Annotated in this window: 13 protein-coding genes; 6 read left to right on the forward strand and 7 right to left on the reverse strand. The window is 49.8% G+C overall.

All coding sequences use genetic code 11. From position 1 onward, the window contains the following. Positions 1–251: 251 nt before the first annotated feature. From glpX to NC981_RS07925, 6 genes are all read left to right on the forward strand, one after another. Positions 252–1289 carry a class II fructose-bisphosphatase gene (gene glpX, locus NC981_RS07900; protein ID WP_348242345.1) on the forward strand — a complete coding sequence of 346 codons (1038 nt, stop codon included), beginning with the start codon at positions 252–254 and terminating at the stop codon, positions 1287–1289. Positions 1290–1424: 135 nt separating this feature from the next. After that, positions 1425–2711 (forward strand): glutamyl-tRNA reductase, encoded by a 1287-nt coding sequence (locus NC981_RS07905; protein ID WP_348242346.1) that lies wholly within the window; start codon positions 1425–1427, stop codon positions 2709–2711. 194 nt (positions 2712–2905) lie between these two features. Next, positions 2906–4924 carry an NAD-dependent DNA ligase LigA gene (gene ligA / locus NC981_RS07910; protein WP_348242347.1) on the forward strand — a complete coding sequence of 673 codons (2019 nt, stop codon included), beginning with the start codon at positions 2906–2908 and terminating at the stop codon, positions 4922–4924. 45 nt (positions 4925–4969) lie between these two features. Continuing rightward, positions 4970–5491, forward strand: a complete 522-nt coding sequence (locus NC981_RS07915; protein WP_348242348.1) for a TM2 domain-containing protein — start codon at positions 4970–4972, stop codon at positions 5489–5491. Positions 5492–5676: 185 nt separating this feature from the next. After that, the gene (gene fba / locus NC981_RS07920; protein WP_190379902.1) at positions 5677–6756 is read left to right on the forward strand and encodes a class II fructose-bisphosphate aldolase; all 1080 of its coding nucleotides are present in this window, start codon (positions 5677–5679) and stop codon (positions 6754–6756) included. Between the two features lie 258 nt (positions 6757–7014). Beyond that, positions 7015–7647: a lytic transglycosylase domain-containing protein gene (locus tag NC981_RS07925; RefSeq protein ID WP_348242349.1), complete on the forward strand. Its 633-nt coding sequence runs from the start codon at positions 7015–7017 to the stop codon at positions 7645–7647. A 71-nt stretch (positions 7648–7718) separates the two neighbouring features. On the opposite strand, the gene NC981_RS07930 is transcribed toward NC981_RS07925, so the two are convergent. The 7 genes from NC981_RS07930 to fbp form a co-directional block, all read right to left on the reverse strand. Then, positions 7719–8633: a TIGR04168 family protein gene (locus tag NC981_RS07930; protein ID WP_348242350.1), complete on the reverse strand. Its 915-nt coding sequence runs from the start codon at positions 8631–8633 to the stop codon at positions 7719–7721. Positions 8634–8703: 70 nt separating this feature from the next. Continuing rightward, positions 8704–9546 carry a hypothetical protein gene (locus NC981_RS07935; RefSeq protein ID WP_348242351.1) on the reverse strand — a complete coding sequence of 281 codons (843 nt, stop codon included), beginning with the start codon at positions 9544–9546 and terminating at the stop codon, positions 8704–8706. 17 nt (positions 9547–9563) lie between these two features. Further along, complete coding sequence (locus tag NC981_RS07940; protein ID WP_348242352.1) at positions 9564–10925, reverse strand: cobyrinate a,c-diamide synthase; 1362 nt, start codon at positions 10923–10925, stop codon at positions 9564–9566. A gap of 139 nt (positions 10926–11064) precedes the next feature. Continuing rightward, the gene (gene opcA, locus NC981_RS07945; protein ID WP_348242353.1) at positions 11065–12420 is read right to left on the reverse strand and encodes a glucose-6-phosphate dehydrogenase assembly protein OpcA; all 1356 of its coding nucleotides are present in this window, start codon (positions 12418–12420) and stop codon (positions 11065–11067) included. Between the two features lie 83 nt (positions 12421–12503). After that, complete coding sequence (gene zwf / locus NC981_RS07950) at positions 12504–14033, reverse strand: glucose-6-phosphate dehydrogenase (protein ID WP_190379908.1); 1530 nt, start codon at positions 14031–14033, stop codon at positions 12504–12506. A 131-nt stretch (positions 14034–14164) separates the two neighbouring features. Then, positions 14165–15307 carry a transaldolase gene (tal, locus tag NC981_RS07955; RefSeq protein WP_348242354.1) on the reverse strand — a complete coding sequence of 381 codons (1143 nt, stop codon included), beginning with the start codon at positions 15305–15307 and terminating at the stop codon, positions 14165–14167. Between the two features lie 41 nt (positions 15308–15348). Continuing rightward, a complete protein-coding gene (gene fbp, locus NC981_RS07960; protein WP_348242355.1) occupies positions 15349–16401 on the reverse strand; it encodes a class 1 fructose-bisphosphatase in 1053 nt (350 codons plus the stop codon). Positions 16402–16434: the final 33 nt, after the last annotated feature.

Below are 16434 nucleotides of genomic sequence, written 5' to 3' on the forward strand. Positions count from 1 at the left end.
TTGCAGTGCGGTTTTTACAATGCCGTGAAAGCGGTCTTTTGCAAACATTACGATACGATCGCAATTCTGAGAAACTCATTTCCATCCCAATTTTAACTTGATGGCTTTTTGCCGATGATTTCTCGCTTAAATTCAGCTTGGCAAAACTTAATAAAGAGTCAATCCACTTTGAAGAACCGCCTTTTGGTAGGATTGATAACTGAGATTGCCCATGAAAACGGCGACAAATCAGCAGTTGGAGGACTTATTACGTGGAAAACACGCTTGGTTTAGAAATCATTGAAGTCGTAGAACAGGCGGCGATCGCCTCGGCTCGTCTGATGGGAAAAGGCGACAAGAATGAAGCCGATCGCGTGGCAGTCGAAGCGATGCGCGAACGTATGAATAAAATTTATATGCGCGGTCGGATCGTAATCGGAGAAGGAGAACGCGACGACGCACCGATGCTCTACATCGGCGAAGAAGTCGGAATTTGCTCTCAGCCAGATGCTGCAAATTACTGTAACGTCGATGAATTGATCGAAATCGATATCGCTGTTGACCCCTGCGAGGGAACTAACCTCTGTGCCTACGGTCAGCCCGGATCGATGGCAGTATTGGCAATTTCGGAAAAAGGAGGTCTGTTTGCGGCTCCTGACTTCTACATGAAGAAGCTGGCTGCTCCTCCGGCTGCAAAAGGAAAAGTAGACATCACCAAGTCGGCAACCGAAAACCTGAAGATTTTATCCGAATGTCTCGATCGAGCGATCGATGAACTTGTGGTCGTCGTGATGAAGCGCGAACGCCACAACGACTTGATCAAAGAAATCCGGGAAGCCGGCGCACGAGTGCAACTGATCAGCGATGGCGATGTCGGTGCAGCGATTAACTGCGGTTTTGCTGGAACCAACATTCACGCGCTAATGGGTATTGGTGCGGCTCCTGAAGGCGTAATTTCGGCGGCAGCACTCCGTTGTTTGGGCGCACACTTCCAAGGGCAACTGATCTACGACCCGGAAGTGGTCAAAACCGGACTAATCGGAGAAAGCAAAGAAGCGAACATTGCTCGACTCAAAGAAATGGGCATCAATGACCCGGATAAAGTATATTCCGCCGAAGAACTGGCATCCGGTGAAACGGTGCTGTTCGCGGGAACGGGCATCACTCCGGGTAACATTATGAACGGAGTGCGCTTCTTCAAAGGTGGCGCAAGAACTCAAACGCTGGTCATTTCTAGCCAATCGAAGACGGCTCGATTTGTAGACACGATCCATATGTTTGATCAACCGAAGATCGTTCAATTGCACTAATTGAGTGTGGGGAGTCGGGGTAGGGAGTGGAGAGTCGAGCGATAATAGTAGAAGCGTCTGACTCCCCACTCCCCACTTTCCCACTCCCCATCTCTTCTCCTTCACCCTGATCGACTTATTAGAGCGTCTTTTAATATGAACATTGCTGTTGTTGGGCTGACTCACAAAACTGCACCGGTCGAAGTTCGTGAGAAGTTGAGCATTCCGGAACCTGTGTGTGATAAAGCGATCGCACAACTCTGTAGCTACCCGCATATTGAAGAAGTCGCAGTCTTGAGTACCTGCAATCGGCTGGAACTCTATCTGGTGACTTCTGACACTGAACAAGGAATTCGCGAAGTTAATCAGTTTTTATCAGAACACAGTAAGTTACCGAGTGCGCGTCTGCGTCCCTATTTATTTACCTTGCTGCATCAGGATGCGGTAATGCACTTGATGCGAGTGTCGGCAGGGTTAGATAGTTTGGTGTTGGGAGAAGGTCAGATTCTTGCCCAGGTGAAACAATGTCATAAGCTTGGACAACAGCATCGCGGTATCGGACGCATTCTCAATCAATTGTTTAAACAAGGCATTAGCGCTGGAAAACGGGTGCGGACGGAGACGAGCATCGGAACGGGTGCCGTGTCGATCAGTTCGGCGGCGGTAGAACTGGCGCAGATGAAGGTCGATCAGCTTGCGGATCAGCGCGTGACGATCATTGGTGCCGGAAAGATGTCGCGGTTGCTCGTGCAGCACTTGTTGTCAAAAGGTGCAACCAACATTGTAATTTTGAATCGATCGATGGATCGAGCGCGAGAATTAGCGAATCTGTTCCCGAACGCTCATCTAAGACTATTGCCGATTCACGACATGATGGACGCGATCGCGCAGTCGGACATTGTATTTACGAGTACGTCTTCGACGGAGCCGATTCTCGATCGTGCCAATCTTGAAGCCGTTCTTGATCCGAATCAGCCTTTGATGGTGATTGATATCGCTGTGCCCCGGAACGTTGCAGCCGATGTGAACGAATTACCGACGGTTCGAGCCTTTAACGTGGATGACCTCAAGGCGGTAGTTGCCCAAAACCAGGAAAGTCGGCGGCAGATGGCGATGGAAGCGGAAGCGTTGCTAGAGGAAGAGGTCGAAACCTTTGAAGCTTGGTGGCGATCGCTTGAAACCGTATCGACGATTAGCTGTCTGCGCGACAAAGTAGAAGCAATTCGAGCGCAGGAATTGGAGAAAGCATTATCGAGACTGGGGACGGAGTTTGGCGATCGACATCGCGAGGTGATTGAAGCGCTGACCAAAGGAATTGTGAATAAGATTCTGCATGATCCGATGGTGCAATTGAGAGCGCAGCAGGATATTGAAGCGCGGCGGCAGGCGATGGAAACGCTGGAGGTATTGTTTAACTTGGATCGGCAGCAAGCAGGCATTTAATCGAGACGATCGTCGGAGTTCAATCGGCTATCGCAATCCTAACTATCACAATCCTAAATTGTGTTCCGACGATCGATTTGTTCTTGCTTAAATAGTTCTAGCGTACTAAAATCACCAGCGAAATCACTTTTTTGGTAGAGGAGTGATTTTCGGCAGTACACTAAGCTCTGTTTAAGGGACAAGGATATAGAGTAATGGATTCAGTCGCACATCTCACCCCGGAGCTTCAACAACGCGTACAAGAACTCAAACGTCTGTTACAGAAAGCAAGTTACGAATATTACGTGCTGGACGCGCCGACGATCGACGATGCGGTTTACGACCAGCTTTATCGTGAACTTCAAACCCTTGAGACACAGTACCCAGAATTAATTTCACCGGACAGTCCGACTCAGCGCGTGGGTGAACGTCCTGCCAGTCAATTTACTTCAGTAAAACACAATATCTCACTCTATAGTTTAGAGAACGCTTTCGGAAATGCAGACTTAGCCAACTGGGAACAGCGATGGCGCAAAGTTGCGCCAGAGGTCAACGAGTTTGATTATATTTGTGAACTGAAAATCGATGGAAATGCGATCGCGCTCACTTACGAAAAGGGTGTTCTAGTGCGGGGCGCAACTCGCGGTGATGGCGTTACAGGCGAGGAAATTACCCAAAATGTGAAAGCCATCCGATCGATTCCCCTCCGCCTCAATCTAGAAAATCCGCCTGAGATTGTAGAAGTCCGGGGTGAAGCGTTTCTCTCGCTTGATACCTTTGAGCAAATTAACCGCGATCGTGAAAAAGCCGGAGAATCCCTGTTTGCGAATCCCCGGAATGCAACGGCAGGAACGTTACGCCAGCTAGATTCTCGGATTGTGGCTCAGCGTCAACTCGATTTTTTTGCCTATACGCTGCATTTTCCCGGTGAGTTGAAAACGCAGGCAGAAGCATTAGAAACCCTCAAACAAATGGGATTTCGTGTGAATCCAGAGCGATCGCTCTGTGCCAACTTACAGGAAGTGCAGGAATACTGCGATCGTTGGGCAATTGATCGCACCAAACTACGTTACATGACTGATGGCGTTGTGATTAAGATTAACGCTCTGGCGCTACAAGAAAGATTAGGATTTACGCAAAAATTTCCGCGCTGGGCGATCGCGCTCAAGTACCCTGCTGAAGAAGCTCCAACGATTTTAGAAAACATCAGCGTCAATGTAGGACGCACCGGAGCGATTACACCTGTTGCAGAACTTCGTCCGGTACAGTTAGCTGGAACGACTGTATCACGGGCAACCTTGCATAATCGCGATCGAATTGCCGAACTCGATTGCCGAATTGGTGATACCGTTATCATTCGCAAAGCAGGTGAAATCATTCCTGAAGTGCTGCGCGTTCTTACAGAGTTACGACCCCCTGAAGCGCAACCGTATCAGATGCCTTCGCATTGCCCAGAGTGTGGTGAACCTGTAGTTAAACCTGAAGATGAAGCGGTAACTCGATGTATTAACGCTTCCTGTCCAGCAATTTTACGCGGAGCGATCACGCATTGGGTCAGTCGTGATGCTTTAGATATTAACGGTGTCGGTGAGAAACTGGTTGCACAATTGGTTGATAGTAATGTTGTTCATTCAGTTGCAGATTTGTATGATTTAACAGTCGAAAAACTGCTCACCCTGGAGCGCATGGGCAAAAAGTCGGCTGAGAAAATTGTCGCAGCGATTCAGCACTCAAAAACTCAGCCGTGGTCGCGAGTTCTCTACGGTCTGGGGATTCGACATATTGGCAGCGTCAATGCTCAAACACTCACCGGAACTTTTCCGAAAGTTGAGCTACTCGCGCAAGCCACACCAGAACAGATTGAAGCCGTACCTGGATTTGGATCTGAAATTGCTCAATCGGTGTACCAGTGGTTTCAGAATCATGGAAATCAGGAATTGATCGATCGCCTCCGTCAAGCGGGAGTTCAACTTGCAGGCGAAATAACTCCAGTTGTCAAAGACACAGCCATTACAGGCAAAGCCTTCGTAATCACTGGAACCTTACCGACGCTGAAACGCGATGAGGCAAAGGCTTTGATTCAAGCAGCAGGCGGTAAAGTAAGCGATTCTGTGAGCAAGAAAACAAATTATGTCGTGGCGGGTGAAGAAGCAGGCTCAAAGCTCGAAAAAGCTCAGGCATTAGGAATCACAATTCTCTCGGAAGCGGAGTTAGTGGCGCTGATTCAAGCTTAGTGATTCGTTATGATAGCGGTATCCAAATCGGTCGATCGATGCGTTATGAACAAGGTAGGTGTAGCTTACGTTCTCTGGCTGGGCGGTCTATTCGGCTTATCTGGGCTACATCGTTTGTACAATGGCGAGAAAAAAACGGGCTTGCTCTGGTTGGGAACGTTTGGACTATTTGGCTTTGGGCAATTGTTGGATCTGATTTTGATTCCAAAGATGGTTCAGGTGCATAACGAGCGATTGAGCGAAAAGTACAAGCCGCTTTTAGAGCAAAACCCAATGACTCTAACCACTGGGCAAATCACACTCCGACCCTCAACATTTACAGGGGTCAAATCCCCGAAACTGATTGATTCAACGCCGCCGATTTCTCAACAACAAGCCACGATCGCGCTTCTCAAAGCAGCAGAAGCAAGAGGTGGAAAGCTTTCTGTGACTCAGGGGGTAATGGCAACGGGGCTGAGTTTTCAGCAAGTTGAAGCGCTGCTGATAGAGATGCTGAAGAGCGGATATGTCGAGATCGGCAACGACGCAGAAACGGGGACTGTGCTGTACGAATTTCGAGAGCTTTAGAGGGATTTTCAGCCTCCGCTTTTTATCTTATGAGTCTCCATAGATTCAATCAGGATAATTAATAGCTATTTTTACCTAACAAAATTCCAAATTTGACAGCAATCCGGGCGAAAATTGCCTTAAGATTATCGTAACAATTAAGTTTGTGAACATAGAACTTGCTGAGATAACCAGGAGAACTTGATATGGCGCTTGTCCCGATGCGGCTATTGCTGGATCACGCGGCTGAAAACGGTTACGGCATCCCTGCATTTAACGTCAACAACATGGAGCAAATCCAGTCGATCATGCTGGCTGCCCACGAAACCAATAGCCCAGTCATTCTGCAAGCTTCCCGTGGCGCTCGAAACTACGCAGGCGAAAATTTCCTTCGCCACTTGATCTTGGCAGCGGCGGAAACCTATCCTCATATTCCGATCGCGATGCACCAAGATCACGGTAACGAGCCTGCAACCTGCTATTCAGCAATGAAGAACGGCTTCACCAGCGTCATGATGGACGGTTCACTCGAAGCGGATGCCAAAACTCCCGCCAGCTACGAGTACAACGTCGCAGTCACCGCAGAAGTGGTGAAAGTGGCTCACGCGATCGGAGCTTCGGTCGAAGGTGAATTGGGCTGTCTTGGATCGCTCGAAACCGGAAAAGGCGAAGCAGAAGACGGTCACGGATTTGAAGGTGAATTGGATCACTCGATGCTGCTCACCGATCCCGATGAAGCGGTTGATTTCGTTGAGCGGACTCAAGTGGATGCGTTGGCAGTTGCGATCGGAACCAGCCACGGTGCATACAAGTTCACCCGCAAACCGACCGGAGAAATCCTCGCAATCAGCCGCATCGAAGAAATCCACCGCCGCTTGCCGAACACCCACTTGGTGATGCACGGTTCTTCTTCGGTTCCTGAAGACCTGATCGCAATCATCAACCAATACGGCGGTACGATTCCTGAAACCTACGGTGTTCCGGTTGAAGAAATTCAAAAGGGCATTAAGTCAGGTGTGCGTAAGATCAACATCGACACCGATAACCGTTTGGCGATCACCGCAGCCGTGCGTGAAGCGCTGATGCAGAACTCGAAAGAATTTGATCCGCGCCACTTCTTGAAGCCATCGATCAAGTACATGCAGAAGGTTTGTGCCGATCGCTATAACCAGTTTGGTGCAGCAGGTCAAGCAAGCTCGATCAAGCAAGACTCGATGGAGATCTTCGCTGTGAAGTACAAGAAAGGCGAACTGAACGCTGTGACCAAAACCGCAGCAGCAGTCTAAGCTAGAAGCTTGAATAAAAAAACTGGGTAGTTTCACCGCTACCCAGTTTTTTTATTCAGTTTTTTTAAGTGCATTTGCTGAAGCCTATTAAGTAACAGTTTTATCGATAAATTATTATAATTTCGCTCCTTGAAATAAACAGGAATGTATTAGCAGAGTTCAGATTTATTAAGCTAAGTTGATTAGATATTTATATCGCATTAAGTAAATGCAATGAACGAAGGTACACTCTTCAAAGTTCGTTTCATCATTACTTGAATGACTTTTAATTTGCAAGCGAAAGGGATTTTCGCCCGGTTTCATTTGTCTAAAATTACAAGCGTGATCGTCCTTACGATTGGGATTCCGATTTGCGCTGCTACTGTAGCTCCAGGAAGAACATTTGCGATTCCGGAGACTGCTGCAATTTTTCAGACCCAAAGTGATATCGCCCCTGAAGTTATCCTGATTCGGCAAGCCATTATTGGTCAGGAAAGTGGCGCGAATTTTAGGGCGGTTAATCCACATTCTGGTGCATTAGGCTATGCACAAATCATGCCGGAAAACTTGCCGAGATGGTCAAAAGAAGCCCTTGGATATGTAGTTTCAAGAAAAGAGTTTTTAGCGCGTCCCGATTTGCAAATCGCGATCGTCGATTACAAATTAAACCAATATTGGCAGAGATCATTTGCCGCAAGTAACGGAAATGTTGCGGTTGCAATTCAGCGAGTCGCGGCATGGTGGTACAGCGGCAGACCAGAGAAATACACTTCAACGACTACACAGTTTTATAACGGACACCGCTATCCCAGTATTGCGTCATATAGTCGAGCCGTTTTAATGCGCTATCAAGCGATTTGGGACGCACAGAACGCCATGCGGAATGCAGCAGTGCAAAATGTCGGCGGTTAATTGCGCTGCAAAATCTTAGAGGTGTTTGGGATTTGGAGTAGATCGGGCGTGAATTAAATCACGCTCTTCAATTACGCGATCGCTTTGGCGGCATCTTTTGATCGATATAAAATCTCTTCTTGGACAACTTCAAAATTCTGGTTCAACCAAACCAGTGATGCTTCTATGACGCTGCTGTCTTGTAAGGTGACGATCGAGAAGTTTCGCAGGCGATCGCCGTCTTGCTCAATAATTCTTGGAACCCTAGCAGCATTGAGATGAACCGTTCCAGCAGCATCCACGTGAATCGGGCGGCGTAGCTCGGTTTTGGTGTGTCTCAGCGAATGGTGCATATGCCCAAACACCGCTAGCGGCACCAATTTTCCGCGATCACGAGTTTGAACGATCGCTTCTGCGAAATCAGGATCACCATGATCACCGCCGATCGGCTGCCAATCTCGACCGCAGGGATCTTCGGGGCGATCTCCCAAGCCTTTCGCGCCGTTGTGACCGATGAAAAGGATCGTGTCGGTTTCAGTTTGATCAACTGCATCGAGGATACGATCGACCGACTGATCAAAGCTCTCAACTCCGTAGCGTTCCCGATAGAATCTCTCATTTTTCCAGCCAGGGCCACCCCAGCTAAACGGGCGGCTCCCGACCACGCTGAGATTCAACTGCAGAAAATCAAGCTTGCCATACCCAACGTGCGCTTCACCCAGTAGATCTAATTGTTGCTGCACCCAATCCTCCTTTTTGCGATCGTAAGGGCATTTACTAATTCCCCAGTCGGTTGCTGTGTACCAAGCATCGTGATTTCCCATAATGGCGGCTTTGGGAATCTGCATTTCGGCGATCAGCTTGACAATATTGACTGATTCATTACCAAAGTCGCCCACGAACAATGCCAGATCAACGCCGAGAGATTTAAGCGCTGCTTCATCTTCAGCTTCCCATCGATCGTGAACATCACCGATCGCAGCTAATTTGATTGTCTGGTTCGCCACCTTCCGTTCTCCCTTGTTTTCTCTGTTTCTAGAATAGGCGGGGTAGGTAAATTTGGCATAGATCTAAGGATCAGCCTTCGTCCTTTACCCAGGTAGATTTCCAGGCGAGCTGGGCTTGAGCGATCGACTGCTCGCGGCGTTTCTTCTGGTAGTCCCGCGCCATTCCTTGGAGTTGCTGCTTGAGATCGCGCAGTTTGTTGCGCCAGGATGAAACGGCTGGGTCATTAAATTCGAGTTCTGAAACCCGCAGATTGACGGCGACAACGTGCATTAGGGCGGTAATGACGGGCTGCGAAGTTTCCGCCTCCTCGGTTTTTTCACTGGCGTTGACGAGAACGTTAAGCAGGTTGGCTGCGTTGGAGTCGCTGCCTTCTGCTTTTGCTGCGGCATCCAGGACGGCTTGTGGGAGGCGCTTGGGTAGGATTTCAGCGTCTTGGAGTAGGCGATTGGCGGCGCTGGAGGCAGTTTTCAGGGTTTTATTAATCGATCGCTCTAGCTGTTCTTGCCAGATGGTAAGGGCTTCGAGTGGCGTGAGCGAAGATTCGCTGGGCAAGTCGTAGTCCGTTTCGGACAAGAGGGCTTCGAGTTCATCAGGGAGATCTTCGGATTCGGGTTCAAGGGTGATTTGGGCGATCGGGATGAGCAGATCGTTGAGGTCGGTTATGGTTTGACGCGCTAGGGCTTGCAGGTTTTCCTGGAGCTGCTGCCGCTGATTGAGGGAAAGCGATAAGAAGCGGGTGGGATAGTTTTCGGTGCAAATCCGATAGCACGACAGGATGATTTGCTGCTTGACGGTTTGCCCAAGCTGCTTGAGATAGCCGCGATAGGTTTCGGTGAAGGTGTCGCCCATTGCCTCGATCTTTTGGTCGAGGGCGGCAAGCTGTTGTGTAATTTGTTCGATCGATCCAGCCATGTTTAATGTTTTAATCCCTATTCTTTTTTAGGATAGCGATCGCGGTTGAATTTAGCGCAGTGTTGCACAAAGCGTTTGGGAATTTCTGGAGTTGCGCCCCAGTGTAAATGCAGGTAGGAGGCGTGTAAGTTGGACGATCGCCAGCCGTCGAATTGCTCGGTTTCGGTGAATTGGAACAGGGGGTGGGGGGGTGGAGAGGTGGGGGTGGAGCGATGGAATTCGTGTCCGTGAACGATCGTATTTTGAGCGACGATCGGTGTGTCTTCCAGCGTCATGGCGCGACGATAACCGAGTGTCAGCCGCGATCGCATGACTGTTGTTGTGGGAATTGCTCCAACCATTGGAAAAGTATCGCCGGAGAAATCCACAATGTTTTCACTCAGATACATTAATCCACCACATTCTGCATACGTAGGCATTCCTGATCGAATTGCAGTTTGGGTGGCTTTGCGTGTCGCTTGATTTTCACTTAGCGTTGCGGCAAACATTTCAGGAAAGCCGCCACCGAAGTACAAACCGTCGATGTCTTCCGGGAAATCGTCGTTTAGAGGACTCCATTCAATCAAGCTTGCACCAGATTGTTTGAGGAGTTCTAGATTGTCTTCGTAATAGAAATTAAAAGCGGCATCACGGGCGATCGCGATTCGATACGTTTGGCTGCGTTTGGGTTGGTCGCTGCCCCCTAAATTCTCCACTTGTGGGGGACTTTGAACGGAAGTTAGGGGCATTAATGCTGCCCAATCGAAACAGGTTTCGCCGAGGTGAGCTAAGCGATCGATGAGTTCATTTAATCCGGGTAGCTCGTCGGTCGGGACTAAACCGAGATGGCGATCAGGAATTTCTATCGCATTCTGTCGCCTTAATACTCCTAAAATCGGAATTTCTAACGGTTCTAGAGCAGCTTTGAGCAATTCTAAATGTCGATCGCTGCCGACTCGATTCAGTACGACCCCTGCGAATTTCAAGCGGGGATCGAGTGAGCGATATCCATGCACGATCGCAGCAACTGAATACGACAAACGGCTACAATCGACCACCAGTAAAATCGGTAAATCGAGCAGTCGAGCAATGTGAGCGGTACTGGCAAAATCTTTTTGTCCGGCTGCACCGTCGAATAGTCCCATTACGCCTTCAACGATCGCGCAATTTCCCGCCTTTTGGGAAAAACACTGCTGCACATACGCTTCCGAAGTCAGCCTCGGATCAAGGTTGTAACAAGCCTGACCGGTGACATGGCGATGAAACATCGGATCAATATAATCAGGCCCGACCTTAAACGATCGTACCTGCAAATTTCGCCGTCTCAGAGCCGCTAACAGCGCTAACGTGACTGTGGTTTTCCCGGCTCCGCTCCGTTCCCCTGCAATTACAAACGCCATACTTTAGAGCAAAACACTATATTGAGGTCAGTTGTTCGCTTCGATCCTAAGTTCGAGTTGCCCCCAAATCCCCCTGAGTGGGGGATTTGGGGGACACGATAACTCAAAACGCAGCGAAACCGATCGCACCGACACCAACCTACAGCTTAATGATTTTTGCTGTTACTGCCATGCTTTCTTCGTACAGCACATCCTGACCGACTCGGTGAAGCTGCTCACTCAAGAGCGTTTCTGCCTTTTGATCATTCAGCGGTGTCACCTGATTGATTCGACAAGACTGTGCGCCGCCGCTCGCTTCCATTCGCATACAGCCCGTTGTGCCAGAACACAAGACCGTACAGCAATCCACATTCGGATTCGTCGAAGACAGCTTCAGGCTCACCATGTCGCCCTTGATTTCTCCGATCGCAGCCGTCGGAATTCCAGCTAATTCCGCCTCAATCTTGCGACCGTTTGAAGCCGTAAAATATACCCGTTGTAAATCGTAGATATCTCCTTCGTGTTCACGAGAATCCGGTTCCCAGCCGAGCCGACCTGCCAACCAGCCGAGATACATCAGCGCTTGTGCCGGATTGCCCTTCTCGTAGTCGATCACCACGCGATCGACTTCCCAAATTGCCTCGCGTCGTCCAGGCGCATCGAACGCCTCTGCCGCAAGTTCTTGCCAGGCGGCTAACCGTCGCCAGTTCAAATCGATCACAGAAACACCATCGTCAATCAGCGCGGACAGCTTCAGCAGGTCGCCCTCGGTATCCGCAGTAAATCGGCTCGAATCGAAAATCACCTGGCTTGAGAACTTTGCCAACCGTTGAAACAACGTTTGGTCAAGATTGGGCGTACCCTTCCACCAGATAATTCTAGGCAATTCACTAATCAACAGCGACGAAGTGAGATCGTCCACTCGCTCAAGCGCAGATTCCGTTCCCCGGAGCATGATGTATTCGCAGCACACCAGCGTTCCGTGATTTAATTTATTAATCGGACAGTACGCCGAGACCTGAGCCGAGACGCCTTCATCTTCGCCTGCAATCGGAAACAGCGAAATAATGCGGCAAGGGTTCTGGCTGGCAACTACATCAGCAATTCCACTTCCAGCAGCATCAGACACATAGCGGGGTGCGTTGCTATCTCCGATCGATTCACCCTTACGTTTAGCCAGGTCTTCACGCAGTTTCGTCAACAGTCCGGGGCTGGACTTGCCATCGATCGGTAAGCCGTAAGCCGCTTGAGCCGCATGAAGTGCGGCTTCGGTGCGAGGGCCATCAATACCATCGACAGGCCCGGTATAAAAGCCCATCATCGCAAGCAATTGCTGGGTTTCTTCTGGCTCATAAACCACCAGGGTAAACGATGTCGCACGAGTCGCAACCATGGATGAGCCGTCGCCTGTCGCGCTGTAGGACTGCCAGATCTGATTGAGTTCCTGCTCGATGTCGTTCAGTGAGACATCTTTTGGGGCTTGGAGGGAAACGAGCGGGGCGGTTTTAGTAGCCATAAGAGAGTAGGGGTTTAGATTTTAGGGGTTAAATTTTGGCTTTTAGCGTTTGCATCACATCGCTGATCTAAAAGCCAAAATGGCTAGAGTCTGCGCCAACGGCGACCATCGCGGTTAATCAGTTGCTCGGCTTCGGCGGGTTCCCAGGTTCCTGCTTCGTACTGCGGGATCAAGCTGGGATCAGTGGGAGCTTCCCAAGCGGTGAGCGCGGGAGTCACTACGCGCCAAGCGGCTTCTACTTCGTCAGAGCGAGTAAACAGCGTTTGGTCGCCCATCATGCAGTCGAGTAAGAGGCGATCGTAGGCTTCTCCCCCAGTCACGCCAAACGAACTGCCGTAGCTGAAATCCATCTCGACCGATCGGGTTCTCAAATCTGCTCCCGGCATTTTGACTTCAAACCGCATTCCGATGCCTTCGTTCGGTTGAATTCGCATGACGAGAACATTGGCGTTCGCTTGTTTTGCCGCCGACTGGAAGATCAAAAACGGGACATCGCGGAATTGAATGGCAATCTCGCTCACTTTTTTCGGCAATCGCTTTCCGGTTCGCAGATAGAAGGGCACACCCTGCCAGCGCCAGTTATCCACTAAAAACTTCATTGCCACATAAGTTGGCGTGGTGGAGTTCCGATCGACTCCGGGTTCTTGCCGATAGCCGGGAACCTCCTTGCCTTTCATCCAGCCTTCAGAGTATTGCCCGCGAATGGCCGAATTTTCTAGGCGATTAGTATCTGCCAGTCGAGTTGCCTGAATTACCTTCACCTTCTCAGTCCGAATACTATCGGCATCGAGTGAGTTCGGGGGTTCCATTGCGGTGAGACAGAACAGTTGCATCAAATGGTTTTGCACCATGTCGCGCAATGCTCCAGAAGATTCGTAGTACCCCGCCCGATCTTCGACACCGACGGTTTCAGCCACCGTAATTTGAACGTGATCAATGAATTGGCGATTCCATAGGGGTTCAAAGATGGCGTTGCCAAACCGGAACACCAATAAGTTTTGAACCGTTTCTTTTCCTAAGTAGTGGTCAATCCGATAAACCTGATTTTCCTGACAGACTTTGTTGACCACGCGGTTGAGGTTCTGAGCCGAGCTGAGATCGCGACCAAAGGGTTTCTCGATCACAAGCCGCGTCTTTTGGGCATCTTTCAGCATTCCTGCATCGCCCAACTGCCGAATCGCTTCGGGAAAGAACTTGGGCGCAACAGACAGATAGAAAACGCGATTGCCTCTGGTGCCGCGTATATTATCAATTTCTTCTAGTCGCTGTTTCAGCTTTTGATAGCTTTCGGCATTGTCAATGTCTCCAGGACAGTAGAACAATCCTTGGGCGAAATCTTGCCACAGCGCCTCAGAGCCGACTCCATCAGAGAATTCTTCGACTCCTTCGCGCATTTGCTCCCGAAAATAATCGTCACTCCATTCGCGACGGGCAACCCCGACGATCGTTAATTCAGGCGGTAGTCTGCGCTCTCGTTTGAGGTGATACAGCGCGGGAACGAGCTTGCGTTTGGTTAAGTCACCGGACGCACCAAAAAACACAATGATATTCGGTTCGGGCATCCGCTGCTGTTGGAGTCCAACACGGAGCGGGTTTTGTAGGAGAGTGACCATAGTGAAGGGGTGGAGAGTAGCCTGTGTGGTGGTGTGCCCTCATCCCCCAACCCCTTCTCCCACGAGGAGAAGGGGAGCCGGACTCTTGCTCCCTCTCCCCGTGGGAGAGGGCTGGGGTGAGGACAGAGTTTCTAGACTTTAGCGAGCCGATCGACCTTTTCTTGCATTGAACTCATCAGCGAGTTGAACGGCTGGACGAATTTATCAATGCCGTCTTCGAGCAGGTCGCTCATGACTTGATCCAAGTTGATATCAATGTCCGGATCTTTCAAGCTTTCAATCAAGTTGTAGGCTTCTTCGACTCTGGTATCAATTCGGGGAGCTACATCGCAATGATCGGCACAAGCTTCGATCGTGTTCGGCGGCAAGGTATTCACCGTCTCGGCTCCAATCAGTTCATCGACATACATCACGTCGCTGTAATCGGGGTTCTTGGTGCTGGTGCTTGCCCAGAGCAGTCGCTGTACGTTTGCGCCTTTTTCTTTCAGGGCTAACCAACGGGGATCAGCCACGATCTTCTTGTATTCTTGGTAAGCGACTTTGGCGTTTGCGATCGCCACCTTGCCTTTAACTGCAGCCAGTTTGGCTTCTTCTTGCAACATATCTGCGCCCTTAGCTAGTTTCGCATCGATCATTTCATCGATCTTGCTATCGATGCGGCTGAGGAAGAAGCTGGCAACTGACGCGAGCTTGCTGATGTCTTCGCCTTTTTCGACTCGTTTCTCTAGTCCACGAATGTAAGCCCATGCAGTGTTGATATAGCTTTGAACTGAGAACAGCAAAGTAACGTTAACGTTGATGCCTTCTGAGATCACTTGTTCAACGGCGGGTAAACCTGCTGAAGTTCCCGGAATCTTGATCATCACGTTCGGACGACCAATTTCTGTGTAGTAGCGCCGAGCTTCGCTGATTGTTTTCTCAGTGTCGTTTGCGATGTTGGGCGGAACTTCGATACTGACATAGCCATCCAATCCACCCGACTCTTCGTAGATCCCAGCAAAGATGTCACACGCATTGCGAATATCCTCGAAAATCAGCGACTCATAGATGTCAAGCAATGGCTTGCCAGCGCTGATGCCTGCCTCAATGTCCGCATCGTAAATCTTGTTGCCGTTAATTGCTTTTTCAAAGATTGCAGGATTGGAAGTAATGCCGCGCAAGCCTCGATCGTCGATCATGCGCTTGAGTTCGCCCGACTGAATCAGATCGCGGGTCAAGTTGTCCATCCAAATGCTTTGACCGTAATCTTTGATTTCTAAGAGATGGTTTGTCATTGGGAATCTGCTCCTATTTAAGGTGTGTGGTGAACTACGCTTTACAAAACGGCTTTTTCTCGAATGCGCTCTTTTACAAATGATTCAACCAGCGCAACATCATTTTTACTGCCAATAATCAACGGCACTCTGGCATGAAGTCGATCGGGCACAAAATCAAGAATGTCTTGAGTTCCAGTGCTAGCCCGTCCACCTGCCTGCTCAACCAAAAAGGCTAAGGGTGAAGCTTCGTACAGCAGTCGCAGCTTACCGTCCGGTTGCTTTCCAGTGCCGGGATAAAGGAATACACCGCCTTGATAGAGAATGCGATGAAAGTCCCCGATCAATGCGCCACCGTAGCGGGCGGTATAACCTTCATGCCGATGCACATAGCGAATAAAATCGCGATACGACTCTTCCCACTGCCAGAAGTTCCCTTCGTTCACGCTGTAGATCGGCCCGTGCTCAGGAATGCGAATGTTTTCGTCTGCCAGAATGAACTCGCCTAAGCTGGGATCAAGCACGAATGAGTGAACCCCATTGCCGATCGAATACACGAGCATCGTACTCGGCCCGTACAGAATGTAGCCTGCGGCAAGCTGATTGCGTCCACTCTGCAACAAGTCCTGCGCTTGCCCGTCGGTGTCCTCGCCTTCTTGCTGCCGAATCGCAAAGATTGATCCCACGTTGATGTTGATATCGACATTCGAGGAACCATCGATCGGGTCATACAGCAAGGTATAGCGCCCGATCGGGCAGTTTTCTGGAATGTAGTAAGGCTGCTCCATTTCTTCAGAAGCGAGACGGCAGACTAAACCGCTTTGCTTGAATACAGAGATAAATACCTCGTTGGCATAAACATCCATCCGTTTAACGGATTCGCCTTGCACATTGGTATCGCCCGTAAAGCCTAGAACCCCTTCCATCAGTCCAGCTCGACTGAGGCGACGCGCAATCAGCTTTCCGGCAAGCGCAATGCGCGTCATGATGGCGCTGAGATCTTGTGCCTCGGCTGAAAAACTGTGGAGTTGTTCTAGCACATGACGCGAGAGAGTCGTGCAGTCTCGATCGAGCAGAGTATCGCGATCGGTAAGCTGCGGATAAGCATCGACCATTCGAGTTTCCTCCCCTGAGATTCAGGGTTTTCA

Source organism: Leptolyngbya sp. DQ-M1 (assembly GCF_039962505.1).
Taxonomy (GTDB): domain Bacteria; phylum Cyanobacteriota; class Cyanobacteriia; order Leptolyngbyales; family Leptolyngbyaceae; genus Leptolyngbya.

What these genes read in the sequence shown, in the direction of transcription:
- NC981_RS07905 (WP_348242346.1), top strand. Translation starts at nt 1,425, where the DNA reads ATGAACATTGCTGTTGTTGGGCTGACTCACAAAACTGCACCGGTCGAA.
- ligA (WP_348242347.1), top strand. Translation starts at nt 2,906, where the DNA reads ATGGATTCAGTCGCACATCTCACCCCGGAGCTTCAACAACGCGTACAA.
- NC981_RS07915 (WP_348242348.1), top strand. Translation starts at nt 4,970, where the DNA reads ATGAACAAGGTAGGTGTAGCTTACGTTCTCTGGCTGGGCGGTCTATTC.
- fba (WP_190379902.1), top strand. Translation starts at nt 5,677, where the DNA reads ATGGCGCTTGTCCCGATGCGGCTATTGCTGGATCACGCGGCTGAAAAC.
- NC981_RS07925 (WP_348242349.1), top strand. Translation starts at nt 7,015, where the DNA reads ATGACTTTTAATTTGCAAGCGAAAGGGATTTTCGCCCGGTTTCATTTG.
- NC981_RS07935 (WP_348242351.1), bottom strand. Translation starts at nt 9,546, where the DNA reads ATGGCTGGATCGATCGAACAAATTACACAACAGCTTGCCGCCCTCGAC.
- NC981_RS07940 (WP_348242352.1), bottom strand. Translation starts at nt 10,925, where the DNA reads ATGGCGTTTGTAATTGCAGGGGAACGGAGCGGAGCCGGGAAAACCACA.
- opcA (WP_348242353.1), bottom strand. Translation starts at nt 12,420, where the DNA reads ATGGCTACTAAAACCGCCCCGCTCGTTTCCCTCCAAGCCCCAAAAGAT.
- zwf (WP_190379908.1), bottom strand. Translation starts at nt 14,033, where the DNA reads ATGGTCACTCTCCTACAAAACCCGCTCCGTGTTGGACTCCAACAGCAG.
- tal (WP_348242354.1), bottom strand. Translation starts at nt 15,307, where the DNA reads ATGACAAACCATCTCTTAGAAATCAAAGATTACGGTCAAAGCATTTGG.
- fbp (WP_348242355.1), bottom strand. Translation starts at nt 16,401, where the DNA reads ATGGTCGATGCTTATCCGCAGCTTACCGATCGCGATACTCTGCTCGAT.